The organism is Cellulomonas soli (genome assembly GCF_013409305.1).
Classification (GTDB): Bacteria; Actinomycetota; Actinomycetes; order Actinomycetales; family Cellulomonadaceae; genus Cellulomonas; species Cellulomonas soli.
The window spans coordinates 1,120,927-1,143,599 of sequence record NZ_JACBZJ010000001.1; the positions used below are offsets into that span (position 1 = coordinate 1,120,927).

Genomic DNA, 22,673 nt, shown 5'->3' on the forward strand with positions numbered 1-22,673 from the left:
CCGCACGGTGCGCTCCTCGGCGAAGGGGCGGAGGTGAGGACGATGTCGGACACGGTCCGCTCGGCCACCGGGAGGCAGCGCCTGCGGATGTGCGCGGACGCGTTTCTGCTCGCCGGCCTGCTCTTCGTGCTCACGCAGGGCGCCCTCGCGCTGCTCGCCACCGCCCTCGGGCTCGACGAGGGTGCACCGCCGGACTGGATCGGCCTGCTCAGCCCGCTGCTGGCCGTCGCCGCGGTCGTCGCCGGCGCGGTGGGCTCCTGGCGCCTGCACGGCCGCCCGCTCTCCCGGCCCGCGTGGGCCGGGCTGGCGCTCGGCGCGGTGCTCGGCGGACCGCTCGCCAGCGCCGGGTTCATGGCCGTCGCCGGGCTCTCCCAGCTCGTCCCGTGGCCCGGCCCGCGCCGGTCCGAGGGCCCCTGGGTCGCCGTGGGGCTGCTGACGCTCGTCGTCGTCGCGTTCCTCGCACTCCCGGTCGTCGACGCCGTGCGTGACCTCGCCGGTGCACGCACGAGCGTCCTGGCCGACCGGGTCCGGCTCGCCGCGCTCCTGCTCACCCTCGCTGTCGTCGCGGTCACCACGGCGATCGGGGTGGCGCGCGGCGACGAGACCGGTGAGGTCGGCGTCTTCCTCGTGCTCGTCGCCGTGCCGGCCGCCACGGCGGTGCTCGGCGCCGACCTGGTGCTCACCTCACGCGCCCGCCGCCGGGATGCGTCGGCAGGCGAACCGCCGGACGTCGCACCCGACGTCCCGCGGACGGCGTGAACCTCAGGCAGCGAGCAGCCCGCCGCCCACCCAGGCGCGGATCGCCGCGACGTCGGCCCGGCTCAGCTCCATGCGTGCCCCGCGGCACAGGCCCACGACGTTGTCCGCCCAGGCCTCGGCCAGCGCCTTGGCGGTCCGGGCCGTGGTCAGCTCGACGCCCGAGTACGAGATCCCGGAGATGACGAGGTTCACGGTCGCCCGCCCGACCTGCGCGCCGGCCTTCTGGCAGGCCTCGCGGACGCGCCGGGTCGTGGCGATCCGCTCGAACGGGTGCGTCGAGATGTCGTGCGCGAGGGTCTTGAGCAGCACCCGGTAGCCGTCCGTGGTCAGCCCGGGGGTGTCGGTCACGGCCACGACCTGGCGGCGCAGCGCGTCGGCGTCCACGTCGGCCACGGCACCGGGCAGGTCGGCCTCGTCGAACCGCTTGGGGTCCCACACGTACCCGGGCGACGGCTTGGTGGCCAGCCCCAGCTCGGGCACGCTGCGGCCCAGCCACCCGGTGAACCCGCCGGGCCCGCCCCAGCCCGCACCGGGCAGCGTCGGGTCGGCCGCCTGCGCGACCTGCGCGACCGAGCCCAGCGGCAGCGGACGGTCGGCGGCCCGCACGCGCTGCAGCACCGCGCGACGTGCCGCGAGGGCACCCGCGGTCGGAGGCGCCACGACGGCGGCCACGGGCGCCGGCTCGGCGGCGACCGCCTCGGGGGCGGGGGCCGGTGCGGACTTGGCCGTGCGCGGTCGGGGTACAGACCCGCCGGGCGCCTCGGGCGGCGCCGTCACCGCGACGGGGGCGGCCACGGGCGCGTCCTGCTCGGCCAGGGTGTCGGTCGAGGTCACCAGCTCGGCGAGCGCGTCCGCACCGACGACCGTGTCGGCCACCGCACGGTAGGCCGCGGCGGCGGGGCTCGCGGTGATGATAGTGACGCGACGGTCGGCCGCCCGGCAGCGCTGCACGAGCGGCGTGAAGTCGGCGTCGGCCGAGACGATGACGAACTCCTCGTACCGCGTGGTCGCGACGAGGGCGTCGACGGCGTCCAGCACGAGGTTGATGTCGGCGGACGACTTGCCCTGCTGGGTCAGCGACGGGCAGTCGACGACCCGGAACCCGGCGCGTGTGAAGTTCGGCCGGTACTGCGAGAAGGCCGAGGGGTTGAGGTAGCAGGCGCGCACCAGGAACCGGCGCGTGAACTGCCCCTGCGAGTCGGCGCCCTGCTCGAGCGCGTCGAGCCAGTGCCCCGGGTTGGTCGCGAACGCCTCCGCGGCGGTCGGGTCGAGCCGCCGCAGCCCGAGGTAGACGTTGTCGAAGTCGACGAACAGGGCGGCCCGCAGGCGGCGGTCGTCGTCGGTGCGGGCGGGCCCGTCGGTGATGGTCACGGGCCCCATCCTGCCGCGCGCGCCGACCGGTGCACGGTCAGACTGGTGGCGTGATGGCGCAGCGGGTCGTGGTGCACGGTGATGTCCAGGGCGTCGGCTTCCGCTGGTGGTGCAGCAGGGAGGCGTCCCGGCTGGGCCTGCGGGGTTGGGTGCGCAACCGGCAGGACGGTGGCGTGGAGGCCCTCGTCGAGGGCGACGACGACGCGGTCGCGACCATGGTCGACGAGCTGCGGCACGGGCCCCGGCACGCGGTGGTGCGCGAGTTCGAGGTGTCGGACGCGCGGCCGAGCGGTGTGCCCCGGTTCGTCGTGGAGCCGTGAGTCACCGGCCCGTCGTCGAGAAGTGCTGGTAGTCGGTCGGCGAGTCCCAGTGCCCGCCCCACTGCCACCCGGCGTCCGCGAACGCCTGCACGACCACGTCGTCGTCGTGCAGCACGCCCGGGAGGTCGGGGCGGGCGGCGTACGCGGTGCCTTCGACGGGCAGCACGAGCGTGCCGCGCACGTAGGGGTTCTCGACAGGGTTGAGGTCGAGCGCCCGGCCGTAGGCGTGCTCGGACCAGCCGGTGCCGCGCGTGATGGCCCGGCAGTTGAACGCCGAGGTGTTGTCGGCCGCCATGGAGGCGTCGTCGCTCCCGTCGAAGTCGTCGACGAGGCGCATCGACCGAACCGGGTACCCGGCATCGAACAGCGCCGCGAAGACCTGGACGACCGCGTCGGCGACGTCGGCGTGCACGACGAGCTCGCCGGTGGCGACGCCCCCCTCGAAGGTGCGGTGGCTGACGCTCACGTACCGCAGGTCGGTCAGCGGGACGGGGCAACCCTCCCGCCAGGACGTGGGGGTCATCCGTGCGGCGAGCTCGGGGCCGATCTCCTGCACGGCGGAGACGAACCGCGGCGGCTCGGCGGTGCCTGAGCCGGTGCCGGTGCCTGTGCCTGTGCCTGTGCCTGTGGCTGTGCCCGTGCTCGTGGCGACGGGTGCGGGCGGGTGCGCCTTGGTGACCGGTTCCGGCACGGGTTCCGGCGTGCGGGTGGCGACGGCCTGCGACGCGGTCCCGGCGGCGCCCGCACCGGGCTCGCACGCGGCGGCGCTCGTCAGGCACGCCAGGCCTGCGACCACGGCCGTTACCACGAGTCGCCGCCGACCGTCCCTCACCGGACGAGTATCGGCCCACGTCGCGGGCCCCGCCGGGTGAAGGCCCGCACGATCATGCGGGACGTCGCCGCGGGCCGTCTCACTCCATATCGAGACCTGTCCGATATCTGGACGTTACCTGCCGGTAAGACAGTCGTCTCCTGCGACACATCTGTGTGCTACCCATGTGGCACTCATCACCAGCCTGCCGACCGGCCCCGGCCTCGGCACGGCTCCGACCGAAGGGATGGCCTGATGGCATCCGTGGCACGACGACGCCTCGCGGCGACGACGGCAGGCATTGCGGCAACCGCACTCCTGCTCGCGGCCTGCGCGGGCAACAGCTCCGACGACGCCACCTCGGGCGACGGGGCGGGCGGCACGCTGACGATCGGCACGACCGACAAGATCACGACGCTCGACCCGGCCGGCTCGTACGACAACGGCTCGTTCGCGGTGATGAACCAGGTGTTCCCGTTCCTGCTGAACACCCCCTACGGCAGCCCCGACGTCGAGCCCGACATCGCCGAGTCGGCCGAGTTCACCAGCCCGACCGAGTACACGGTCAAGCTCAAGCCCGGCCTGAAGTGGGCCAACGGCCACGACCTGACGTCCTCCGACGTGAAGTTCACGTTCGATCGCCAGCTGGCGATCGCCGACGAGAACGGCCCGTCGTCGCTGCTCTACAACCTGGACAGCACCGAGGCCGTCGACGACACCACCGTCGTCTTCCACCTGAAGTCCGAGAACGACCAGGTCTTCCCGCAGATCCTGTCGAGCCCCGCCGGCCCGATCGTCGACGAGGAGGTCTTCGCAGCCGATGCGCTGACGCCCGACGCCGACATCGTCGACGGCAAGGCGTTCGCCGGGCAGTACACGATCACGTCGTACAGCCTGAACGACCTCATCTCGTACTCGGCCTACGACGGCTACCAGGGCGTGCTCGGCGCGGCGAAGACCGGCACGGTCAACGTCAAGTACTACGCCGAGGCCTCGAACCTCAAGCTCGACGTGCAGCAGGGCAACATCGACGTCGCGTTCCGCTCGCTGTCGGCCACCGACATCGACGACCTGCGCGGCGACGACAACGTCAAGGTGGTCGACGGCCCCGGCGGCGAGATCCGCTACATCGTCTTCAACTTCAACACCCAGCCCTACGGCGCGACCACGCCCGAGGCCGACGAGGCCAAGGCGCTCGCCGTCCGGCAGGCCGTCGCGGACCTGATCGACCGCGAGGAGATCGCCACGCAGGTCTACAAGGGCACCTACACGCCCCTGTACTCCTACGTGCCGGACGGCCTGACCGGTGCCACCGAGTCCCTCAAGGGCCTCTACGGTGACGGCTCGGGTGGCCCGGACGCCGACAAGGCCGCCGCAGCCCTCGAGGCCGCAGGCGTCACGACGCCCGTCAAGCTGAGCCTGCAGTACTCGAACGACCACTACGGTCCGTCCTCGGCCGACGAGTACGCCCTCATCAAGGACCAGCTCGAGGCGACCGGCCTGTTCACGGTCGACCTGCAGACCACCGAGTGGGTGCAGTACTCGAAGGACCGCACCGCCGACGTCTACCCTGCCTACCAGCTCGGCTGGTTCCCGGACTACTCCGACGCCGACAACTACCTCACGCCGTTCTTCCTCACGGAGAACTTCCTGGGGAACCACTACGACAACCCCGAGGTGAACGACCTGATCCTGCAGCAGGCCGTGACCCCCGACGCCGACGAGCGCACCGCCCTGATCGAGCAGATCCAGGACAAGGTCGCCGCGGACCTCTCGACCGTGCCGTACCTGCAGGGTGCGCAGGTCGCCGTGGTCGGCACCACCGTCACCGGGGCCGAGGACACGCTCGACGCGTCCTTCAAGTTCCGTTACGGCGCCCTCGCCAAGGGCTGACCCCCCGCGCGGACGGGCAGCACCACCCTGGAACGGCCCGGCGTACCCTCACCGGTACGCCGGGCCGTTCCCGCCGATGGGCACGTCCCCCGCAGTGCACCCCCGAGCACCACGGAACCCCTTGGCAGGAGACATGACCTCGACCACCGCAGGCGCCCCCACCGACGTGGCGCCACCCGAGCCCGGCACCGCGGCCGAGCCGTCAGGGGCACGCAGGCGACGACGCTCAGGCGGTGGGCTCGCCCGCTACCTGGTCGTGCGCGCGCTGCTGATCATCCCCACGATCTTCATCCTCGTGACCACGGTGTTCGTGCTCATGCGGGCCACCGGTGACCCGATCACCGCCGCGCTCGGCGGCCGCCTCACCCAGGCGCAGCTGCAGGAGCGGATCCACGAGGCCGGGTACGACCGGCCGATCCTCGTGCAGTACGTGGAGTACCTCGGGCAGGTCTTCCGCGGCGACTTCGGCACGACGCTCTCGGACCACCGCCCGGTCACCGAGGTCCTCGTGCACTACGGTGCCGCGACCCTCGAGCTGGCGGCCTACGCCCTGGTCGTCGCGTTCCTCGTCGGCATCCCGCTCGGCCGCATCGCCGCGGCCCGCCGTGACAAGGCCCCCGACGCCGTCCTGCGGGTCAGCGCGATCCTCGGCTACGCGACGCCCGTGTTCTTCGCCGGCATGATCCTCAAGCTGATCTTCTCCGTCGGCCTCGGCTGGCTGCCCGTCGCGGGCCGTGCCTCGACGTCGTCGGAGATCGTCATGCAGACCCAGGGCGCCGGCACCGGCATCTACCTCATCGACGCGATCAGCACCGGGGACCCCGCGATCGTGCTCGACGTGCTCGAGCACGCGATCCTGCCGGCGCTCGCGCTCGGCCTGCTGACCGCCGGGGTGTTCCTGCGGCTCGTGCGCACCAACGTCATCGGCACGCTCACCACCGGCTACGTCGAGGCGGCCCGCTCGCGCGGCGTCTCCGAGCGGCGCCTGCTGCGCAAGCACGCCTGGCGCCCCGCGCTCGTCCCGATCATCACCGTCATCGGCCTGCAGATCGCCATGCTGCTCGCCGGTGCCGTGCTCACCGAGACCACCTTCGAGTGGAAGGGCCTCGGATTCCAGCTCGTGCAGTACCTGCTCGCCCGTGACTTCGTCGCGGTGCAGGGCATGGTGGTGCTGCTCGCGGTCATCGTCGCGCTGACGAACTTCGTCGTCGACGTCATCGCCGCCATGGTCGACCCGAGGATCCGGTACTGACATGACCACGACCGACACCACCGTCCCGGAGCACGCCTCCCGCTGGAAGCGGCTGCCGCTCGTCCACCAGGTGCGCCAGTCCGTCGGCCTGCAGCGCACCATGCTCGTCGCGGGGATCGTGCTCGTCACGATCTTCGTGCTCACCGCGCTCTTCGCACCTGTGCTCGCGCCGTACGGCTTCGCCCAGCTGCGCGCGGACGGCGTGGCCTTCGGCGCGCAGCAGCCACCCTCCACCGAGCACCTGCTCGGCACCACCGTCGGCGGGTACGACGTGCTCTCCCGGGTCATCTGGGGCAGCCGGACCGCGCTGTACGTCATGGTCGTCGCCGTCGTCCTGTCGATCTTCGCGGGCGTCGCGCTCGGTCTGGTCTCCGGGTACTTCGGCGGCTGGCTCGACCGCGTGCTCGTCGTCGTCGCCGACGCCGTCTACGCCTTCCCGTCCCTGCTGCTCGCGATCGTCGCGGCCATCGTCATCAGCGGCGGGCAGTCCTCGCTGTGGGGCGGCGTCCTCGCGGCCGCCATCTCGATCACCGTGGTCTTCATCCCGCAGTACTTCCGGGTGATCCGCTCCGAGGTCGTCCGGATCAAGTCCGAGGCGTTCGTCGAGTCGGCCCGGGTCGTCGGGGCCAGCCACACCCGGATCATGACCCGGCACGTGCTGCGCAACTCGACCCGCACGCTGCCCGTGCTGCTCACTCTCAACTGCTCCGAGGCGATCCTCACGCTCGCCGGGCTCGGCTTCCTCGGGTTCGGCATCGAGCCGTCCGCGGGCGCCGAGTGGGGCTACGACCTCAACAAGGCCCTCGCTGACGTCACGAGCGGCATCTGGTGGACCTCGGTGTTCCCGGGTGTCGCGATCGTGCTCACCGCGCTGGGCGTCACGCTCGTCGGCGAGTCGCTCAACGACCTGGCAGACCCGCGGCTGCGCACCCGACGTGCGGTCGACGGCGGCAAGGCCGGCGCCGCAGGGCCCGACGCGGGCGGCGACCACGTGGCCGACCCCGCCGTCGAGATCATGGGCGACGACATCATCGACGACGGAGGACGGCCATGACGGCGACCGGCACGACGGACGAGGAGCAGGCTGCCGTGCGCAACGTCGTCGAGATCCAGGACCTGCGCGTCACGTTCGCCACGGACGCGGGTGCCGTGGCCGCGGTGCGCGGGGTCGACCTGCACGTCGCACCCGGTGAGGTGCTCGCGATCGTGGGCGAGTCCGGCTCGGGCAAGACCGTCACGGCGCGCACGATCCTCGGCCTGCTGCCCTCGACCGCGCTCACCACCGGTGCCGTGCTGCTCAGCCGCAAGGACGGCACCGCCACGCACGACGTGGCCGCCCTGCGCGGGTCGGCGCTGCGTGACGTGCGCGGACGCGACGCCGCGATGGTCTTCCAGGAGCCGTCCACGGCCCTCAACCCGGTGTACCCGGTCGGCTGGCAGATCATCGAGGGCCTGCGGGCGCACAAGCGGATCTCCCGGACGCACGCCCGGGCTCAGGCGATCGACGTGCTGCGCCGGGTCGGCATCCCCGACCCCGAGCACCGCATCGACCACTACCCGCACCAGTTCTCCGGCGGGCAGAAGCAGCGCATCGTCATCGCGCAGGCCCTGGCGCTCGATCCGGGCCTGATCATCGCCGACGAGCCGACCACCGCGCTCGACGTCACCGTGCAGGCCGAGATCCTCGACCTGCTGCGGCGCTGCCGCGACGAGTTCGGCACCGCGATCGTGCTCATCACGCACAACATGGGGGTGGTCGCCGACCTGGCCGACCGGGTCGCCGTGATGTACCTCGGCGAGCTCGTCGAGCAGGCGGACGTGCGCACGCTGTTCAGCGCACCCCAGCACCCGTACACGCAGGCGCTGCTCGACGCGGTGCCGCGGGTCGGTGGTGTGCGGCTGCGCGACCGCGCGCAGGACCCGGAGCACGTGCCGCTCACCACGCGCGTCGTCGACCGGCAGGGCCCGTCCGTCGTCGAGGCGAAGGACCTGCGCATCACCTACCCGGGTCGCTTCCGCAAGCCGGGGTTCACCGCGGTCGACGGTGTGGACCTGACGATCGGCCCCGGCGAGGTGCTCGGCCTGGTGGGCGAGTCCGGTTCCGGCAAGACGACGATCGGTCGGGCCATCGCCGGCCTGACCCCGGTGACCGACGGCTCGTTGCGGGTGCTCGGCGTCGAGATGAACCAGGTGCGCGAGCGCGAGTTCAAGCCCGTGCGCCGACGGATCGGGTTCGTGTTCCAGGACCCGGCGACGAGCTTCAACCCGCTGCTGACGATCGCCGAGTGCGTCGCCGAGCCCCTCGTGGTGCACGGCGTGGCGAAGGACCCGGGATCGGCCCGTCCGCGGGTGGACGAGCTGCTCGAGGCCGTGCAGCTGCCGCGCACGTTCGGCGACCGGTTCCCGCACGAGCTGTCCGGGGGTCAGCGTCAGCGCGCCAGCCTGGCACGGGCGCTCGCACTGGACCCGGAGCTGCTCATCGCCGACGAGCCGACGTCCGCGCTGGACGTCTCGGTGCAGGCGCGGGTGCTCGACCTGTTCGCGCAGCTGCAGCGCGACCTGGGCTTCGCGTGCCTGTTCATCAGCCACGACCTGGCCGTGGTCGACATGCTCGCCGATCGCATCGCGGTGCTGCACCGCGGGGTGCTGGCCGAGGAGGGTTCGGGCGACGAGGTGCTCGGCTCGCCGCGGGACCCGTACACCCAGCGGCTGCTGGCCTCCTTGCCCGTGCCGGACCCGGTCGAGCAGGAGCAGCGCCGGGAGACCTGGCGCGCACTGTCGCAGTGATGCGAGCCTGACCGCCGACCGACGCCCGCTCCGCCCCGCACGGGGGTGGGGCGGGCGTCGTGCATCACGGCGCCCACGGTCGCGCATCGAGACGCCCTGCCGACCGGCTGGACCGCGGGCCGCCACCGGTCGTAGGTTGTGCACATCTTGTATACAACACCGCGCACCCCGAAGCCCTCCGCCGCCGAGACGGTCCACGCCGTGCTCAAGGCGCGCATCCTCGACGGCGAGCTGGCCGGCGGCGACATGGTCGGCGAGCAGGCCCTCGCCGACGAGCTCGGCGTCAGCCGCACCCCCGTCCGTGAGGCCATCGGCCGCCTGCAGGCCGAGGGCTGGCTGCGCGTGCACCCGCGCCGCGGAGCCGTCGTCACACCCGCCTCCCCCACCGAGCGCCAGGACGTCCTCGACGCGCGCCTGCTGCTCGAGACCCACGGCGTGCGCACCGCCGTCGCCCGGGGCACCACCGACACCCTCACCGCGCGGCTGCGCGACCTGCTCGACGCCCAGCGCCGGGCGCAGGCCGCCGGGGATCTCGACGCGAGCACCGAGGCGGACGCCGACTTCCACGCCGCGCTCGCCGCCGCCGCCGGCAACGGCGTGCTCGACGGCGCCTTCGCGATGATCCGCGACCGCCACAAGCGGATGACCGCACGCGCGCTCTGGCGCGGCGACGACGTGGGCCGGCACGTCCTCGAGGGCCACGAACAGCTGCTCCGGCTCGTCGAGGCCGGCGACTGCGACGGGTTCGCCACCGCCCTGGCCGAGCACCTGGACGTGCACGCATGACGCGGGCCTGGTGGCGGGTCGCCGCCGTCCTGTTCGCCGTGGCCTGGGGCGGCAACGAGTTCACACCGCTGCTCGTCCTCTACCGCACGCGCAGCCACCTCGGCATGCTCACCGTCGACGTGCTGCTCGCCGCCTACGTGCTCGGCATCGTCCCCGGCCTGCTCGTCGGCGGCCCGCTCTCCGACCGGTTCGGGCGCCGCCCCCTGATGCTCCCCGCCCCCGTGCTCGGCGCGATCGGCTCGGCCGTGCTCGCCGCCGGCGCGCACAGCCCCGCGCTGCTGTTCATCGGACGCGTCTGCTCGGGCATCGCCCTCGGCCTGGTCATGGCCGTCGGCACCAGCTGGGTCAAGGAGCTGTCCTCCCCCGCGTACGAGCCGGGCGTCGACGCCGGAGCCGGTGCACGCCGGGCCTCGCTCGCGCTCACCACGGGCTTCGGGCTGGGAGCTGCCGTGGCCGCAGCACTCGCCCAGTGGGGTCCGTGGCCCGCGCAGACGCCGTACCTGGTGAACGTCGCGATCACGCTGGGCGCCCTGGTCGCCGTCCTCGGGGTCACCGAGACCCGCCCCCGCAGCGCGCAGCCCGGTCGCCTCGTCGACGACCTGCGGATCCCGGCGGCGGGGCACCGCAGGTTCCTGCGGGTCGTCGCACCGACCGCGCCGTGGGTCTTCGGCACGGCGGCGAGCGCGTACGCGATCCTGCCGTCCCTGCTCGCGGCACAGGTGCCCGGCCTGGCCGTCGGGCTGGCCGGCCTGATGTGCCTGGTCGCGCTCGGCTGCGGCGTCGTCGTGCAGCTCGCCGGCCGACGGCTCGACTGCCCGGACGACGCCCGCGGGCTGGGCGTCGGCATGCTCGCCGCGGTGCCGGGGCTGGTGCTCGCCGCGGCCACCGCCACCACGGGCTCCGTGACGCTCGGGCTGGCGGCCGCCGCCGTGCTCGGCTGCTCGTACGGCCTGCTGCTGGTCGGCGGGCTGCAGGAGGTCCAGCGGATCGCCGGACCCGACGACCTCGCAGGCCTGACCGCGGTGTACTACTCGGTCGCCTACCTGGGGTTCTTCGTCCCCGCGGTGCTCGCGGGCCTGCACGGGGCGGTCGGCTACCCCGCGATGTTCGTCGTCGGCGCGGTCCTGGCCGCGGCCTGCCTGGGGGTCGTGCTGCTCGGCTGGCGCCGGCACCTGCCCGCCTCTGCCGGCCCTGCCGGACCTGCCGGACCTGCCGGCCCTGCCGGACCTCGGCCGGGCCGGTCGCACGACGAGGCGCCCGTGCCGGTCAGCTCCGGGCCAGCACGATCAGCAGCATCGTGACCAGGAAGCCCGTCACGAGGTTCAGCCACAGGAACGTGCGCCACCCGGCGTTGGCCCGCTCGCAGTCCTCGTCGCGCACGGACCAGAACCGCGCCGTGCTGAGCGCGTACGGGACGGGCAGCACGGCCGCGAGCGCGCCCGGCCAGGGCACCACCAGCAGCACCACGGCCGCCAGCAGGTAGGCGACGGTGGCCGCCACGACCGTGGGGTGCGCGCCGAGCACGGTCGCCACCGAGGCGATGCCACCCTCCCGGTCGGCCCGGACGTCCTGCACGGCACCGAACGCGTGCGAGGCCATGCCCCACAGCACGAACGCGACGAGCACGGGCCAAACGTGCGGGTCGCCCAGGTCGGCGCCCACGAGCACGAGCGCGTAGAGCAGCGGCCCGACGAAGTGCATCGCCGAGGTCGCCGAGTCGAGCACCGGGCGTTCCTTGAACCGCAGTCCGGGAGCCGAGTAGGCCACGACGAGGAACAGCACGCCGAGCAGCACGAGGTCGGCCGCGGTCGACCCGACGAGCAGCAGCCACACCACGAACGGCACGGTCGTCACCAGGCAGGCGAGCAGGATCCGCCGGTGCACCGCGCGGGCCCGCTCCGGGGCGACCAGACCGCCCTCGATGCCGCCCTTGCGCGGGTTGCGCAGGTCGGAGGCGTAGTCGAAGACGTCGTTCACGCCGTACATCAGCAGGTTGTACGGGATCAGGAAGAACAGCGTGCCGATCACGAGCGTCGCGTCGACCACCCCGCCGGTGGCCATGAGCGCGCCCGCGGCGAACGGGTAGGCGGTGTTCACCCAGGAGAACGGCCGGGATGCCGCGAGGATCTCCTTCACGCGCCGGCTCCGTGCTGCGCGTCCGGCTCCCCGGAGCCGGCAGCCGGGGCCGCCCCGCGTCGGCCGAGCGCCGTCCACAGCACGGGCATGCCGACGGCGGCGGCGATCGCGTACGCGAAGTCCTCCAGCGGCGCGCCCCACAGGTAGACGCCGAGGATCTTGTCGGGGTCGAAGACGTACAGGCCGACCCGGATCATCAGCGTGTCGAACACCATGGTCAGCAGGCACAGGTGCAGCACGGTCGAGGCGATCGGCCATCCGCGCAGGTGACGCAGCACCGGGAAGGAGACGGCCAGGAGCGCGAGGAGCACGAGGATGTTCAGCACGATGTTCGTCACGGGCGCTCGCCCCGCTCGCCAGGATCGGTCCGGTGCGCCGCACGCAGCGCGGCCTGCCGGTCGAACCAGCGCCACGCGAGCAGCGCCGCGTAGCAGAGCAGCGTGAGGAAGAACGCCTCCTCGACCGGCAGCTCGGGGGCGAGCAGCAGCCCCGTCATGTGCGGCGAGTCCCCGCGGGCGAAGATGCCGAGCACGAGCCCCGCACCGTCCCAGAGCAGGAAGCCGAGCACCCCGAGCCCGACCGTGAGGCCCGCCCGCCGGGCGTCGGACCAGAACGCGAGCCGGAACCGTCGGTCGAGCAGCGCGAGCCCGCCGATCGAGACGAGCAGCGCCAGCAGGTAGGTCAGGCCGATCACCGGGTGACCTCGGCCCACAGCCCTGCCGGGCGTGCGGCGGCGAGGAATCCGGGCCGCAGCGGTGCCGGCAGCGGCCGGGTCGAGGTCTCGCCGAGCAGCCGTTTGGCGACGAGCTCGGCCCCGATGAGGCACATCGGCAGGCCGACCCCGGGCACCGTCCCGCCACCCACGTGCAGGAGTCCGCCCACGGTGCGTGAGGCGGTGCCCGGCCGGAACATGGCGGACTGCCGCAGCGTGTGCTCCATCCCGAGCGCCGACCCGCGCCAGGCCGACAGGTCGTGCGCGAAGTCGGACGGGGCGACGACCTTGCGCACGACGACCCGGTCGCGCAGGCCATCGATCCCGGCCCAGGTGCCGATCTGGTCGAGGTACCGGTCGGCGTAGGCCTCGACGACCTCCCGTTCGGGGCTCCCAGGCGGTCCGTCGCCCAGGCGGGCATCGGCAGGGAACGGCACGAGGACGAAGAGGTTCTCGTGCCCGGGCGGCGCGGCCGTCGGGTCGGTCGCGGTGGTGCGCGAGACGTACAGCGAGGCGACGTCGGGCACGTGCAGCCCGTCGGGGGGTGTGCTGCGACCGGGCCCGAGGATCGCGTCGAAGTTCGCCGGCCAGTCGCGCGAGAAGAACAGAGAGTGGTGCGCGAGCTCGGGCAGCGCGCCGCGCACGCCGGCCATGACGAGCAGCGCGGAGATCCCGGGGCCCTTGTCCGTCCACGCCTGGGCGGGCAGCTCGGACCAGCGGGGGTCGAGCAGTGCCGTCTCGGTGTGGTGGCGGTCGGCTGCGCTCACGACGACGTCCGCTGCGACGTGCTCGCCCGAGGCGAGCGTGACGCCGCGGACGAAGCCGCGCCGGCGCGGGTGCCGGACGCCCCTCGGCGCCGGGTCGACGTCGATCGAGGCGACGTCGACACCCGTGCGGATCGTGACGCCCTCGTGCCGGGCGAGCGTCGCGAGCGCCTCGATCAACGTGTACATCCCAGCCCGTGGGAAACGTACGCCTTCGTTCAGGTCGAGGTGGCTCATCAGGGAGTACAGGGCCGGCACGCGGTACGGCGACGACCCCAGGAAGACCGCGTGGTACCCGAGCGCCTGCCGCAGCACGGGGTCGGAGACCGTCCCGGCGACCTTCTCCGCGAGCGTCCTGCCGAGCAGCCCGACGAGCATCCCCGAGCGGCGGACCACGTCGGCCGACAGCACCCGGTCCGGCCGGGCGAACGTCGTGTACAGGAAGCTGTCGAGCGCCGTCCGGTACGCCTCGCCCGCTTCGGCCGCGTACGCGCGCACGGCCGCACCCGCGCCGGGCTCACGGGCCTCGAACGTTCGCCAGTTCGCCTCGGCGTCCGCCACCAGGTCGAACGGCTCGGCCTCGGCCTGCCCGGCCTCCGGCTCGGGGAACAGCCGGTACACCGGGTCGAGCGGCACGAGGTCCAGGTGGTCCTCGACGCGCGCGCCGAGGAGGGCGAACGCGTGCTCGAACACCTCGGGCATGAAGTACCAGGACGGCCCCGTGTCGAACCGGAAGCCACCCTCGCGCCACTCCCCGACGCGTCCGCCGAGCGTCTCGTGGCGTTCGAGCAGCGTGACGAGGGCACCTCCGCGCGCGAGCAGGGCCGCGGTCATCAGGCCCCCGATGCCCCCGCCGACGACGACCACGTGACGTGCACCGCTCATGCGTGACCTCCTCGTCGTCCGCGCACCTCGCGCAGCACCTCGACCCCCACGGCGCGGGCGACGACACCGAGCTTGACCGGGGCGGGCAGCCGCACCCGGCGCTCGAGCAGGTCCTCGGCCGGGGTGGCGGCGAGCGCCGCGAGCAGCCTGTCGTACATCCCGAGCGTCGCGGCCACGGCGCACCGGGCACGCGGCGGCAGGTCGGGCAGCGTGGCACGTGCCGTGCGCACGTCGTGCTCGATCTCGCCCAGCACGTCGGCGACCTGCTCCGCGTCGATGACGCCCGCCTGCGTGCCGGGGAAGTACGTGCGGCCGAGCTCGCCGTTGTCGGTGCCCAGGTCGCGCAGGAAGTTGATCTTCTGGAACGCCGCCCCCAGCGCCCGCGCACCTTCGACCAGGTGCGGCGACGGCTCGACCGGCGGCTGCCCCGGCGAGCGGTCGGCGCAGAGGAACACGCGCAGGCACATGACGCCCACGACCTCGGCCGACCCGTAGACGTACTCCTCGTAGCTGGCACGGTCGTGCGCGCGCACGGTCAGGTCGGCACGCATCGAGGCGAAGAACGGGTCGATCTCCGCCGGTCCGATGCCGGTGCGCCGCGCCGTCCGGGCGAACGCGTGCACGACGAGGTTCGTCGAGTACCCGGTGCCCAGCGCGCGCAGCGTCTGGGTGTGCAGAGCGTCGAGCTCCTCGGCCGCGTCCGCCCCCCGGTAGGTGTCGACGACCTCGTCCGCGAGCCGCACGAGCGCGTAGACGGCCTCGATGTCGTGCCGCGCCCGGGCGCCGAGCAGGCGGGTGCCCAGCCCGAACGAGCTCGAGTAGGCGTGCAGGACCGTGCGGCTGGTGCGGCCCGCGGTCGCGTCGTACAGCCGGCGGCTGCGGAGCACCGCGTCGAGCTCGTGCGTGGTCATCAGCGCCCCCGTCCGGCCAGGTCGTCCACGACGCCGCCAAGGTACTCGGCCAGCGGTGCCGGGAGCGTCGCGACGGCCAGCTCGCGGGCGAGCCGGGCGCTGCGTGCGGCGACCTCGCGCGTGCGGGCGAGGGCGCCGGAGTCGACGAGCACGGCACGGACGGCCGCGGCCCCGGCCTCGTCGAGGTCGGGGCGGCCGACGTGCGCGTCCAGCACGGCCCGTCCGGCCGCGTCGGCGTCCCGGTAGGCCAGCCGCAGCAGCTCGGTGCGCCGGCCCTCGCGCAGGTCGGACACCACGGACTTGCCGGTGACCTGCGGGTCGCCGAACACCCCGAGCTCGTCGTCCGCGACCTGGAACGCGATGCCCAGCGCCGTGCCGACCAGGGCGAGCCCGGCGCGGGCCTCGGGCACGCGGGCGAGCACGGCCCCGGTGACGAGCGGCAGCCGGCAGGAGTAGTCGGCGGTCTTGAGCTCGGCGACGAGCAGCGGCTGGGAGTCCTCGGGGTCGAGCAGTGCGGAGGCGACGTCGAGCAGCTCGCCGTCGACGGCGGTCTCGATGCCTGCTGCGAGCAGCTCGACGAGCTCGACGCGCACGGACGGCTCGACCGGTGCCCGCCCGACGAGCCGGAAGGCCGAGGCGAGCGCCACGTCGCCTGCGAGCAGCCCGGCGGCGTGCGCCTGCTCGTCGACCACGCGCGCGGCGAACCCGCGTGCGCTCAGCCGCGCCCGTGTCGCCCCGACGACGTTCGGGCGCCCGCGGCGCAGCTCGTCGTGGTCGAGCAGGTCGTCGTGCACGAGCATCGCGGTGTGCAGCAGCTCCTGCGCGGCGGCGACGGGTGCGACGGCCCGGGGGTCGCTGCCCCCGAGGCCGAGGTAGGCGGCCACGGTGAGCCGCGGGCGCACGAGCTTGCCGCCGACCTGGCCGCTCAGGTCGGACCACAGGTGCCCGCACGCCGGCGCGACCCCGCGGGCACGGGCGGTGCGCTCGGTGAGGAAGCCCTCGAGGACCTGCTCGGTCACCGCCATCACGTCCTCGACGGCCTGGGCGAGCTCGGCGGCGTCCGCCGGCCCGGGCGGGGCGTGCAGCGCTGCGGGTGCCACCGCGTGCGGTGCGGTGGGCGTGGGTGACGTCGACCTCGTCGGGGAGGTCGAGCGGAGGCGGTCGTCCATGGGCGGCCCTTCCGGAGTGGAATGCTCAGCATACTGAGCATTCGCCCGGACGCCAGGTCCGGGCACCCCCGCGCGCACGGCAGGGCCCTCGTGCCCACTGCCCGGGCGGCACGCACCGCTAGGCTGCCCTCATGACGTGGCTGGTCACCGGCGGTGCCGGATACATCGGATCTCACGTGGTGCGGGCCTTCACCGAGGTGGGCATCGCATCCGTCGTCCTGGACGACCTGTCGAGCGGGCACCGCGGGTTCGTCCCCGACGACGTGCCGCTCGTCGAGGGCTCGATCCTCGACACCGCCCTGGTCGCCGACACCCTGGCCCGCCACGGCGTGGTCGGCGTCGTGCACCTGGCCGGCTTCAAGTACGCCGGGGTGTCCGTGCAGCGCCCGCTGCACACCTACGACCAGAACGTCACGGGCACCGCCCACCTGCTCGAGGCGATGGCCTCGCAGGGTGTCGACGCGATCGTCTTCTCGTCCTCGGCTGCCGTCTACGGCACGCCGGACGTCGACCTCGTGACCGAGCAGACCGCCACCGCCCCGGAGTCGCCCTACGGCGAGTCCAAGCTGATCGGCGAGTGGCTGCTGCGCGACCAGGCCAAGGCCGCGCCGCTGCGGCACACCTCGCTGCGCTACTTCAACGTCGTCGGCTCCGGCACCCCGGACCTGTACGACACCAGCCCGCACAACCTGTTCCCGCTGGTCCTGGACGCGCTGACCGAGGGCCGCACGCCGCGCATCAACGGCACCGACTACGCCACGCCCGACGGCACGTGCGTGCGCGACTACGTGCACGTCGCCGACCTGGCCACGTCACACGTCGCCGCCGCACGCGCGCTGACCGAGGGCACGGAGCTCGAGCGCGTCTACAACCTCGGCTCGGGCGACGGCGTGTCCGTACGCGAGATCATGACCGCCATGGCCCGCGCGACCGGCATCGACTTCGAGCCCGAGCTCGCCGCCCGCCGCCCGGGCGACCCCGCCCGCATCGTCGCCTCGGGCGAGCTCGCCGCCCGCGACCTCGACTGGGTCATGCGGCACACGCTCGACGACATGGTCACGAGCGCCTGGGACGCCCGCCGCGCGCACTGAGCGGCCCGACCGACCGACAGCCCCGTCCGTCGGTCGGATCGGCGCTCGTCGAACCGGCGACGGTCAGGGCTGCTGCCCCGGCGGTGACCTGCGTCAGCGACCCGCGACGGGGAGCGCCCGCAGCGCGGGCAACCGTGCCGCGAGCTCCTCGAGCGCCCGCTCCGGCCCGGCGTACACGCCCTCGAGCCGCGGCCAGTGCACGACCACGTCGGTGAACCCCAGCGCCGCCGCCCGCTCGACGCCCTCGACCGCCACGTCGACCGACGTCAGCGAGAACAGCGGCGCTCCGTCCAGCGACAGGTAGCGGCGCGCCCGGCTCTCCCCCGTCCGGCCGGCGGCCGCCTCGGCGGCGTCGAACTGCGCGACGAGCCCCTCGAGGTCGCTCCACCAGCGCTCCTGCGCGGCTGCCCGGTCGGCGATGTCGTCGCCGTCGGAGTCGAACGACGGCCCGTACGTCACCCATCCCTGCCCGTACCGCGCGGCCAGCGCCAGCGCGCGTGGACCGTTGGCCGCGACCACGAACGAGGGCCGCGGCCGGGCGATCGTGCCGGGGATCATCCGCGCGGCGTGCGCCTCGTAGAACTCGCCGTCGTGCTCGGTGACCGGCTGGGTGAGCAGCTCGTCGAGCAGCGCCACGAACTCCTCGAACCGGCGGGTGCGCTCGCCCCGCGTCGGTGCCGGGCCGAGCACCTGGGCGTCGAAGCCCTCCCCGCCCCCACCGAGGCCGAGCAGCAGACGCCCGCCGCTGACGTCGTCGAGCCCCATGACGTCCTTGGCGAACGGCACGGGGTGCCGGTAGTTCGGCGAGGCCACGAACGTGCCGAGCCCGATGCGCGAGGTCACCGCCGCCGCAGCAGCCAGCAGCGGCACGGTGGCGAACCACGGCTCGTCGGCCAGTGAACGCCACGCCAGGTGGTCGTAGGTCCAGGCGTGGTCGAAGCCCCACTCCTCGGCGCGCTGCCAGCGGCTGCGGGCGAGGGACCAGCGTTCCTGGGGCAGGAGGATGACTCCGACGGCGACCATGCGGGTCACGCTAGCGGCCTGCACCCCGGTGCGGGGCGCGCGGGCGGCAGGTGGGCGGCGGGTGGGCGGCAGGTGGGCGGCGGGTGGGCGGCAGGTGGTCAGGCGTGGCCGTGGGCCTCCTGGTCCTCGTCCACCGACGGCGGCTCGAGCTGGAAGGTGCAGTGGTCGACGTCGAAGTGACCGGCGAGGCACCGACGCAGGTCGCCCAGCACGCGCCCGGCCTCGCCGCGTTCCAGCACGTCGTCGGGCACCTCGACGTGCGCGGACAGCACGGGCACCCCGGACGTGATCGTCCACGCGTGCAGGTCGTGCACGCCCAGCACGCCGGGCACCCCGCAGATGTGCGTCCGGACCGCGTCGAGGTCGACCCCGCGCGGCGTGCCCTCGAGCAGCACCACGCCCACCTCGCGCAGCAGCTGGACGGCCCGGGGCAGCACCATGAGCCCGATGAGCACCGACGCGATCGCGTCGGCCCGCAGGTAGCCGGTGGTGAGCACCACGACCGCGGCGACGACGACCGCGACGGAGCCGAGCAGGTCGCCCAGCACCTCCAGGTAGGCGCCCCGGACGTTGAGCGACTCGGCCTGGCCCCGCTGCAGCAGCGCGAGGCCGATGCCGTTGGCCACCAGACCGACCAGTGCGACGGCGAGCATCAGCCCGCCGTCGACGGCGACCGGCTCGAGGAGCCGCCGCACGCCCCCGACCAGCACCCCGAGACCCACGACGCCGACGACGACACCGTTGACGAGGGCCGCGAGGATCTCCGCGCGCTGCCACCCGAAGGTGCGGCTCGCGGTGGCGGGACGAGCCGCGAGCGCCGTCGCCGCGAGGGCGAGCCCGACCCCGAGCGCGTCGGTGAGCATGTGCCCGGCGTCGGCCAGCAGCGCGAACGAGCCGGAGAGCACGGCGCCGACGACCTCGGCGACCAGGACCGTGACCGTCAGGACGAGGACCGTGGCCAGCCGCCCGCGGTGCGCCTGCGCCGCGGTGCCCTGCCCCTGCGTGGGCGCGTGCGTGTGCGTGTGCCCGTGTGAGCGCCCGTGGCCGTGCGGGCGGCGTTCCGGGTGCGGTGCCGGGTCGTCGGCGCCGTGCGCGCCGTGCGGCGTGCTCACGGGTGGGCCTCCTCGCGCTCGATCGCCCGGGCGACGACACGCTCCGCGGCCCCGAGCAGGTCGTCGAGCTCAGGGTCGGCCAACGCGTAGCGCGTCGCACGCCCCTCGGGGCTGGCGACGACCAGACCGGCCGACCGGAGCGTCGCCAGGTGCGCGGAGACGGTCGACTGCGCGAGGCCGAGCGCACCGGTGAGCTCGACGACGCGTCGCGGGGCCTCGGCCAGCAGGTGCACGATCGACAGACGCGTGGGGTCGGCCAGGGCGTGCAGCACCCGGACGACCGCCCCGTGCGCGTGCTCACCGGCCGGGACTCCCGGGTGGTCGTGCACCCTCTGATCCATCGTCATGCGGCGATGTTATAGCCAGAGGTCGATGAGAAGGAACGGTCAGTGAGCCGCTCAGTCCCAGCCGAGCGCGTGCAGCCGGTCGTCGTCGATCCCGAAGTGGTGCGCGATCTCGTGCACGACCGTCACGGCGACCTCCTCCACGACCTCCTCGCGCGTGCGGCAGATCGCGAGCGTCGGCCGACGGAACACCGTGATCCGGTCCGGGAGCGCACCGGTCGCCCAGAACTCCCCGCGCTCGGTCAGCGGCACACCCTCGTACAGCCCGAGCAGGTCGGGCTCGTCCGCCGGCGGGTCGTCCTCCACGAGCACGACGAGGTTGTCCGTCATCGCCGCCAGCTCGTCGGGGATCTCGTCCAGCGCGTCCCGGACGGCATCCTCGAAGTCCTCGCGCGACATGTGCACCACCCGGCCATCCTGCCCGGTCCGCGACGCCACCACCTGCGCAGCCACCCGCGCACGCACCGCGAGCCGGGCGACCCACGGGCACGCGCCGAGAGGCCTGCGCGGGCCCGCTTTGGAGATCGGGCCGTCCACACCGTATGCTCATCACCGGTCTTCCGACGCCTCGACGTCAGGGGCGGAAACGCCCTCATCGTCTAGCGGCCTAGGACCCCGCCCTTTCACGGCGGTAGCACGGGTTCGAATCCCGTTGGGGGTACGAGCAGTACAGAAGGTCTTGTTTCACACAAGGCCCCGTAGCGCAGTTGGTTAGCGCGCCGCCCTGTCACGGCGGAGGTCGCGGGTTCAAGTCCCGTCGGGGTCGCTCGAGGTACGAGGCCCGGTCGCAAGACCGGGCTTTCGCACTCAGGGCTCTGTAGCTCAGTTGGTAGAGCGTTCGACTGAAAATCGAAAGGTCACCGGATCGACGCCGGTCGGAGCCACCTCTCATGAAGACCCCCGGATCTCCGGGGGTCTTCGTCGTCTCCCCGCCGGATCCGTGTCGCGCCCAGCAACCCGGCCCGGCATCCCGCGGAACGTCGGGGCTCCGGCCGTAGGCTGGGACCACCGACACGCAGGGGACACGCAGGCCGAGAGGACACGACCGTGACCAGCCCGTCCGGGGCCGACCGCCCACGCCCGAGGTTCTTCGAGCGCTTCACCGAACCGTTCGCCGACCGCGCGCGGGAGAAGCTCGAGCACGCCGAGGACAAGGTCCGTGACGCGATCCAGACCGAGATCGACGCGGTCTCGGCGAGCGTGCGCGCGCGGGCGATCCGGATCCGGCCCAGTGCGATCGCCTTCGGAGTGGCCGCACTCCTGACGTTCTTCGGCCTCGCGCTGCTCATCACGGCCGCCGTGCTCGGGCTCACCGCTGTCCTCGACCCGTGGCTCTCGGCCCTCCTGATCGGCGTGGCGCTCATCGGCATCGCCGCCGGGTTCGCCGCCTGGGGGCGCCACCACCTGCCGAGCGGCCCCGCCGTGCCGATCATGCAGGCACCGCAGATCGTGCACCCGGCCGAGGAGCAGGTCCACCCCTGGGCCGACTGACCGGCCCGTCCTCTCGCGTCCGACCTGCACGACCAGCAGACTGGGACCGCGCGTCACCGGTCCGTCGGCGTCGCCGCATGACAGCAGGGAGACACCATGACAGGCCAACCGGCCTCACCGGGTCCGTCGTCGAGCCCGTCCGGGAGCGCTCCGACGGGCTCCCGGGCCGACGGGGCGACGGCGACCGCCGCCGGGGCTGCCGGGGCTGACGGCTCGGCGGCCGAGCGCACGATCGGACGACTGCTGAGCGACCTCAGCGAGCAGGTGTCCCGCCTGGTGCGCGCCGAGATCGAGCTCGCCAAGGCGGAGATCACCGGACGGGCGCAGCAGGCCGGCATCGGAGCAGGGCTGCTCGTCGCTGCCGGGGTCCTCGCGCTCTACGTGCTCGGCGCCGCCGTCGCGACCGCGATCATCGGCCTGGCCACGGTCCTCCCCGCCTGGCTCGCCTCGCTCGTCGTCACCCTCGTGCTCCTGGTGGTCACCGCGATCCTCGGTGCGATCGGCGCGCGGCAGGTGCAACGCGCGAACCCGCCCTCCCCCACCCGTGCCACGGAGCAGATGCGCACCACGGTGGACGTCCTCAAGGCCGTCGTGACAGAAGGTGAGCGCTGATGGGCCAGCCGACGGACGACGCGAAGGACCGCAAGGCATCCGCGAGCACGCCGTTCTCGACGCCTCGCATGGTCGAGATCGAGGCGGAGCTGGAGCGCGCGCGTGCCGAGCTCGCCGCGACGGTCGACGAGCTGACCGACCGGCTCGACCCGCGCACGCAGGCCGCACGTGCGGCGGAGCAGGGTCGCAAGGTCGTCCGGGACGCCTTCGGTTCCGGGGTGCCCGTGGCCGACCGCAGGCGCGCGCTGAAGGCCGTCGCCGTCGTGGCCGCCGCTCTGGGCGTGGTCGTCGTCCTCGCCGCCCGACGCCGCCGCTGAGGGCGCGCTCGGGGGCTCGCTCGGCGGCACCGAGAGCCCGGGGTGGGTGTGACCCTCGCTACCGGGTTCGTGCCTGCACGTCGTGCAACAGACGTGGCGCCACCGTCCGTGGTCGCGCCGGGTCGTC

The 22,673-nt window shown here is 73.7% G+C and carries 24 protein-coding genes and 3 tRNA genes; 15 read left to right on the plus strand and 12 right to left on the minus strand.

Annotated elements, in window-relative coordinates; all coding sequences use genetic code 11:
• Nucleotides 1-42 precede the first annotated feature (42 nt).
• Entirely contained in the window at nucleotides 43-759 is a 717-nt protein-coding gene (locus BKA22_RS05135; protein ID WP_146952458.1) for a hypothetical protein, read from the plus strand.
• Nucleotides 760-762: 3 nt separating this feature from the next.
• On the opposite strand, the gene BKA22_RS05140 is transcribed toward BKA22_RS05135, so the two are convergent.
• Nucleotides 763-2,130, minus strand: coding sequence for an NYN domain-containing protein (locus BKA22_RS05140; protein WP_223203518.1), 1,368 nt, complete (start codon nucleotides 2,128-2,130; stop codon nucleotides 763-765).
• A 53-nt stretch (nucleotides 2,131-2,183) separates the two neighbouring features.
• Between BKA22_RS05140 and BKA22_RS05145 the strand changes: the two genes are divergently transcribed.
• On the plus strand, nucleotides 2,184-2,450 hold the full coding sequence (locus tag BKA22_RS05145; RefSeq protein WP_146952660.1) for an acylphosphatase: 267 nt from the start codon (nucleotides 2,184-2,186) through the stop codon (nucleotides 2,448-2,450).
• Nucleotide 2,451: 1 nt separating this feature from the next.
• Here BKA22_RS05145 and BKA22_RS05150 read toward each other — a convergent pair whose 3' ends face one another.
• A complete protein-coding gene (locus BKA22_RS05150; protein ID WP_223203519.1) occupies nucleotides 2,452-3,282 on the minus strand; it encodes a M15 family metallopeptidase in 831 nt (276 codons plus the stop codon).
• Between the two features lie 234 nt (nucleotides 3,283-3,516).
• On the opposite strand from BKA22_RS05150, the gene BKA22_RS05155 reads away from it, so the two are divergent.
• The 6 genes from BKA22_RS05155 to BKA22_RS05180 all read left to right on the plus strand — a co-directional run bounded on the left by BKA22_RS05155 (nucleotide 3,517) and on the right by BKA22_RS05180 (nucleotide 11,280).
• Nucleotides 3,517-5,154: an ABC transporter substrate-binding protein gene (locus tag BKA22_RS05155; RefSeq protein ID WP_146952460.1), complete on the plus strand. Its 1,638-nt coding sequence runs from the start codon at nucleotides 3,517-3,519 to the stop codon at nucleotides 5,152-5,154.
• A 133-nt stretch (nucleotides 5,155-5,287) separates the two neighbouring features.
• The gene (locus BKA22_RS05160) at nucleotides 5,288-6,406 is read left to right on the plus strand and encodes an ABC transporter permease (protein WP_146952462.1); all 1,119 of its coding nucleotides are present in this window, start codon (nucleotides 5,288-5,290) and stop codon (nucleotides 6,404-6,406) included.
• A gap of 1 nt (nucleotide 6,407) precedes the next feature.
• Nucleotides 6,408-7,460, plus strand: coding sequence for an ABC transporter permease (locus tag BKA22_RS05165; RefSeq protein ID WP_146952463.1), 1,053 nt, complete (start codon nucleotides 6,408-6,410; stop codon nucleotides 7,458-7,460).
• Nucleotides 7,457-9,193 carry a dipeptide ABC transporter ATP-binding protein gene (locus BKA22_RS05170; RefSeq protein ID WP_218866527.1) on the plus strand — a complete coding sequence of 579 codons (1,737 nt, stop codon included), beginning with the start codon at nucleotides 7,457-7,459 and terminating at the stop codon, nucleotides 9,191-9,193. Before BKA22_RS05165 ends, BKA22_RS05170 begins: the two co-directional genes overlap by 4 nt.
• 138 nt (nucleotides 9,194-9,331) lie before the next feature.
• Nucleotides 9,332-9,979 carry a GntR family transcriptional regulator gene (locus tag BKA22_RS05175; RefSeq protein ID WP_146952465.1) on the plus strand — a complete coding sequence of 216 codons (648 nt, stop codon included), beginning with the start codon at nucleotides 9,332-9,334 and terminating at the stop codon, nucleotides 9,977-9,979.
• Nucleotides 9,976-11,280, plus strand: a complete 1,305-nt coding sequence (locus tag BKA22_RS05180) for an MFS transporter (protein ID WP_146952466.1) — start codon at nucleotides 9,976-9,978, stop codon at nucleotides 11,278-11,280. Before BKA22_RS05175 ends, BKA22_RS05180 begins: the two co-directional genes overlap by 4 nt.
• On the opposite strand, the gene BKA22_RS05185 is transcribed toward BKA22_RS05180, so the two are convergent.
• The 6 genes from BKA22_RS05185 to BKA22_RS05210 are packed head-to-tail and all read right to left on the minus strand — an operon-like array spanning nucleotide 11,246 to nucleotide 16,556.
• Nucleotides 11,246-12,115, minus strand: a complete 870-nt coding sequence (locus BKA22_RS05185; protein ID WP_146952467.1) for a prenyltransferase — start codon at nucleotides 12,113-12,115, stop codon at nucleotides 11,246-11,248. The two genes, BKA22_RS05180 and BKA22_RS05185, sit on opposite strands and share 35 nt — an antisense overlap.
• Nucleotides 12,112-12,453: a lycopene cyclase domain-containing protein gene (locus tag BKA22_RS05190; RefSeq protein ID WP_146952469.1), complete on the minus strand. Its 342-nt coding sequence runs from the start codon at nucleotides 12,451-12,453 to the stop codon at nucleotides 12,112-12,114. The genes BKA22_RS05185 and BKA22_RS05190 overlap by 4 nt, the downstream gene beginning before the upstream one ends.
• A complete protein-coding gene (locus BKA22_RS05195; RefSeq protein WP_223203520.1) occupies nucleotides 12,450-12,809 on the minus strand; it encodes a lycopene cyclase domain-containing protein in 360 nt (119 codons plus the stop codon). The genes BKA22_RS05190 and BKA22_RS05195 overlap by 4 nt, the downstream gene beginning before the upstream one ends.
• Entirely contained in the window at nucleotides 12,806-14,476 is a 1,671-nt protein-coding gene (gene crtI, locus BKA22_RS05200) for a phytoene desaturase family protein (protein ID WP_146952471.1), read from the minus strand. Before crtI ends, BKA22_RS05195 begins: the two co-directional genes overlap by 4 nt.
• A complete protein-coding gene (locus tag BKA22_RS05205; protein WP_146952472.1) occupies nucleotides 14,473-15,387 on the minus strand; it encodes a phytoene/squalene synthase family protein in 915 nt (304 codons plus the stop codon). Before BKA22_RS05205 ends, crtI begins: the two co-directional genes overlap by 4 nt.
• Complete coding sequence (locus BKA22_RS05210; RefSeq protein WP_146952474.1) at nucleotides 15,387-16,556, minus strand: polyprenyl synthetase family protein; 1,170 nt, start codon at nucleotides 16,554-16,556, stop codon at nucleotides 15,387-15,389. Before BKA22_RS05210 ends, BKA22_RS05205 begins: the two co-directional genes overlap by 1 nt.
• A gap of 131 nt (nucleotides 16,557-16,687) precedes the next feature.
• Between BKA22_RS05210 and galE the strand changes: the two genes are divergently transcribed.
• On the plus strand, nucleotides 16,688-17,647 hold the full coding sequence (galE, locus tag BKA22_RS05215; protein WP_146952475.1) for a UDP-glucose 4-epimerase GalE: 960 nt from the start codon (nucleotides 16,688-16,690) through the stop codon (nucleotides 17,645-17,647).
• A gap of 93 nt (nucleotides 17,648-17,740) precedes the next feature.
• On the opposite strand, the gene BKA22_RS05220 is transcribed toward galE, so the two are convergent.
• From BKA22_RS05220 to BKA22_RS05235, 4 genes are all read right to left on the minus strand, one after another.
• Nucleotides 17,741-18,670 carry an LLM class flavin-dependent oxidoreductase gene (locus BKA22_RS05220; protein WP_146952477.1) on the minus strand — a complete coding sequence of 310 codons (930 nt, stop codon included), beginning with the start codon at nucleotides 18,668-18,670 and terminating at the stop codon, nucleotides 17,741-17,743.
• A 98-nt stretch (nucleotides 18,671-18,768) separates the two neighbouring features.
• On the minus strand, nucleotides 18,769-19,782 hold the full coding sequence (locus BKA22_RS05225) for a cation diffusion facilitator family transporter (protein ID WP_146952478.1): 1,014 nt from the start codon (nucleotides 19,780-19,782) through the stop codon (nucleotides 18,769-18,771).
• Nucleotides 19,779-20,129 (minus strand): ArsR/SmtB family transcription factor, encoded by a 351-nt coding sequence (locus BKA22_RS05230; RefSeq protein ID WP_223203521.1) that lies wholly within the window; start codon nucleotides 20,127-20,129, stop codon nucleotides 19,779-19,781. Before BKA22_RS05230 ends, BKA22_RS05225 begins: the two co-directional genes overlap by 4 nt.
• A gap of 51 nt (nucleotides 20,130-20,180) precedes the next feature.
• Nucleotides 20,181-20,525, minus strand: coding sequence for a metallopeptidase family protein (locus BKA22_RS05235; protein WP_146952665.1), 345 nt, complete (start codon nucleotides 20,523-20,525; stop codon nucleotides 20,181-20,183).
• A gap of 189 nt (nucleotides 20,526-20,714) precedes the next feature.
• On the opposite strand from BKA22_RS05235, the gene BKA22_RS05240 reads away from it, so the two are divergent.
• The 6 genes from BKA22_RS05240 to BKA22_RS05265 all read left to right on the plus strand — a co-directional run bounded on the left by BKA22_RS05240 (nucleotide 20,715) and on the right by BKA22_RS05265 (nucleotide 22,546).
• Nucleotides 20,715-20,787 (plus strand) — tRNA-Glu (locus BKA22_RS05240).
• Between the two features lie 31 nt (nucleotides 20,788-20,818).
• A tRNA-Asp gene (locus BKA22_RS05245) sits at nucleotides 20,819-20,892 on the plus strand.
• 45 nt (nucleotides 20,893-20,937) lie between these two features.
• A tRNA-Phe gene (locus BKA22_RS05250) sits at nucleotides 20,938-21,010 on the plus strand.
• 163 nt (nucleotides 21,011-21,173) lie between these two features.
• Nucleotides 21,174-21,617 carry a phage holin family protein gene (locus BKA22_RS05255; protein ID WP_146952480.1) on the plus strand — a complete coding sequence of 148 codons (444 nt, stop codon included), beginning with the start codon at nucleotides 21,174-21,176 and terminating at the stop codon, nucleotides 21,615-21,617.
• A 96-nt stretch (nucleotides 21,618-21,713) separates the two neighbouring features.
• Nucleotides 21,714-22,229, plus strand: coding sequence for a phage holin family protein (locus BKA22_RS05260; protein ID WP_146952481.1), 516 nt, complete (start codon nucleotides 21,714-21,716; stop codon nucleotides 22,227-22,229).
• Nucleotides 22,229-22,546, plus strand: coding sequence for a DUF3618 domain-containing protein (locus tag BKA22_RS05265; RefSeq protein WP_223203522.1), 318 nt, complete (start codon nucleotides 22,229-22,231; stop codon nucleotides 22,544-22,546). The genes BKA22_RS05260 and BKA22_RS05265 overlap by 1 nt, the downstream gene beginning before the upstream one ends.
• The last annotated feature ends 127 nt before the right edge of the window (nucleotides 22,547-22,673 follow it).

Bases quoted from the DNA above. Each gene is read 5' to 3' on its own strand.
- BKA22_RS05260 (WP_146952481.1), top strand. From the start codon at position 21,714: ATGACAGGCCAACCGGCCTCACCGGGTCCGTCGTCGAGCCCGTCCGGG.
- BKA22_RS05210 (WP_146952474.1), bottom strand. From the start codon at position 16,556: ATGGACGACCGCCTCCGCTCGACCTCCCCGACGAGGTCGACGTCACCC.
- BKA22_RS05265 (WP_223203522.1), top strand. From the start codon at position 22,229: ATGGGCCAGCCGACGGACGACGCGAAGGACCGCAAGGCATCCGCGAGC.
- BKA22_RS05220 (WP_146952477.1), bottom strand. From the start codon at position 18,670: ATGGTCGCCGTCGGAGTCATCCTCCTGCCCCAGGAACGCTGGTCCCTC.
- galE (WP_146952475.1), top strand. From the start codon at position 16,688: ATGACGTGGCTGGTCACCGGCGGTGCCGGATACATCGGATCTCACGTG.
- BKA22_RS05235 (WP_146952665.1), bottom strand. From the start codon at position 20,525: ATGTCGCGCGAGGACTTCGAGGATGCCGTCCGGGACGCGCTGGACGAG.
- BKA22_RS05165 (WP_146952463.1), top strand. From the start codon at position 6,408: ATGACCACGACCGACACCACCGTCCCGGAGCACGCCTCCCGCTGGAAG.
- BKA22_RS05155 (WP_146952460.1), top strand. From the start codon at position 3,517: ATGGCATCCGTGGCACGACGACGCCTCGCGGCGACGACGGCAGGCATT.
- BKA22_RS05145 (WP_146952660.1), top strand. From the start codon at position 2,184: ATGGCGCAGCGGGTCGTGGTGCACGGTGATGTCCAGGGCGTCGGCTTC.
- crtI (WP_146952471.1), bottom strand. From the start codon at position 14,476: ATGAGCGGTGCACGTCACGTGGTCGTCGTCGGCGGGGGCATCGGGGGC.
- BKA22_RS05170 (WP_218866527.1), top strand. From the start codon at position 7,457: ATGACGGCGACCGGCACGACGGACGAGGAGCAGGCTGCCGTGCGCAAC.
- BKA22_RS05135 (WP_146952458.1), top strand. From the start codon at position 43: ATGTCGGACACGGTCCGCTCGGCCACCGGGAGGCAGCGCCTGCGGATG.
- BKA22_RS05160 (WP_146952462.1), top strand. From the start codon at position 5,288: ATGACCTCGACCACCGCAGGCGCCCCCACCGACGTGGCGCCACCCGAG.
- BKA22_RS05205 (WP_146952472.1), bottom strand. From the start codon at position 15,387: ATGACCACGCACGAGCTCGACGCGGTGCTCCGCAGCCGCCGGCTGTAC.
- BKA22_RS05230 (WP_223203521.1), bottom strand. From the start codon at position 20,129: ATGACGATGGATCAGAGGGTGCACGACCACCCGGGAGTCCCGGCCGGT.
- BKA22_RS05180 (WP_146952466.1), top strand. From the start codon at position 9,976: ATGACGCGGGCCTGGTGGCGGGTCGCCGCCGTCCTGTTCGCCGTGGCC.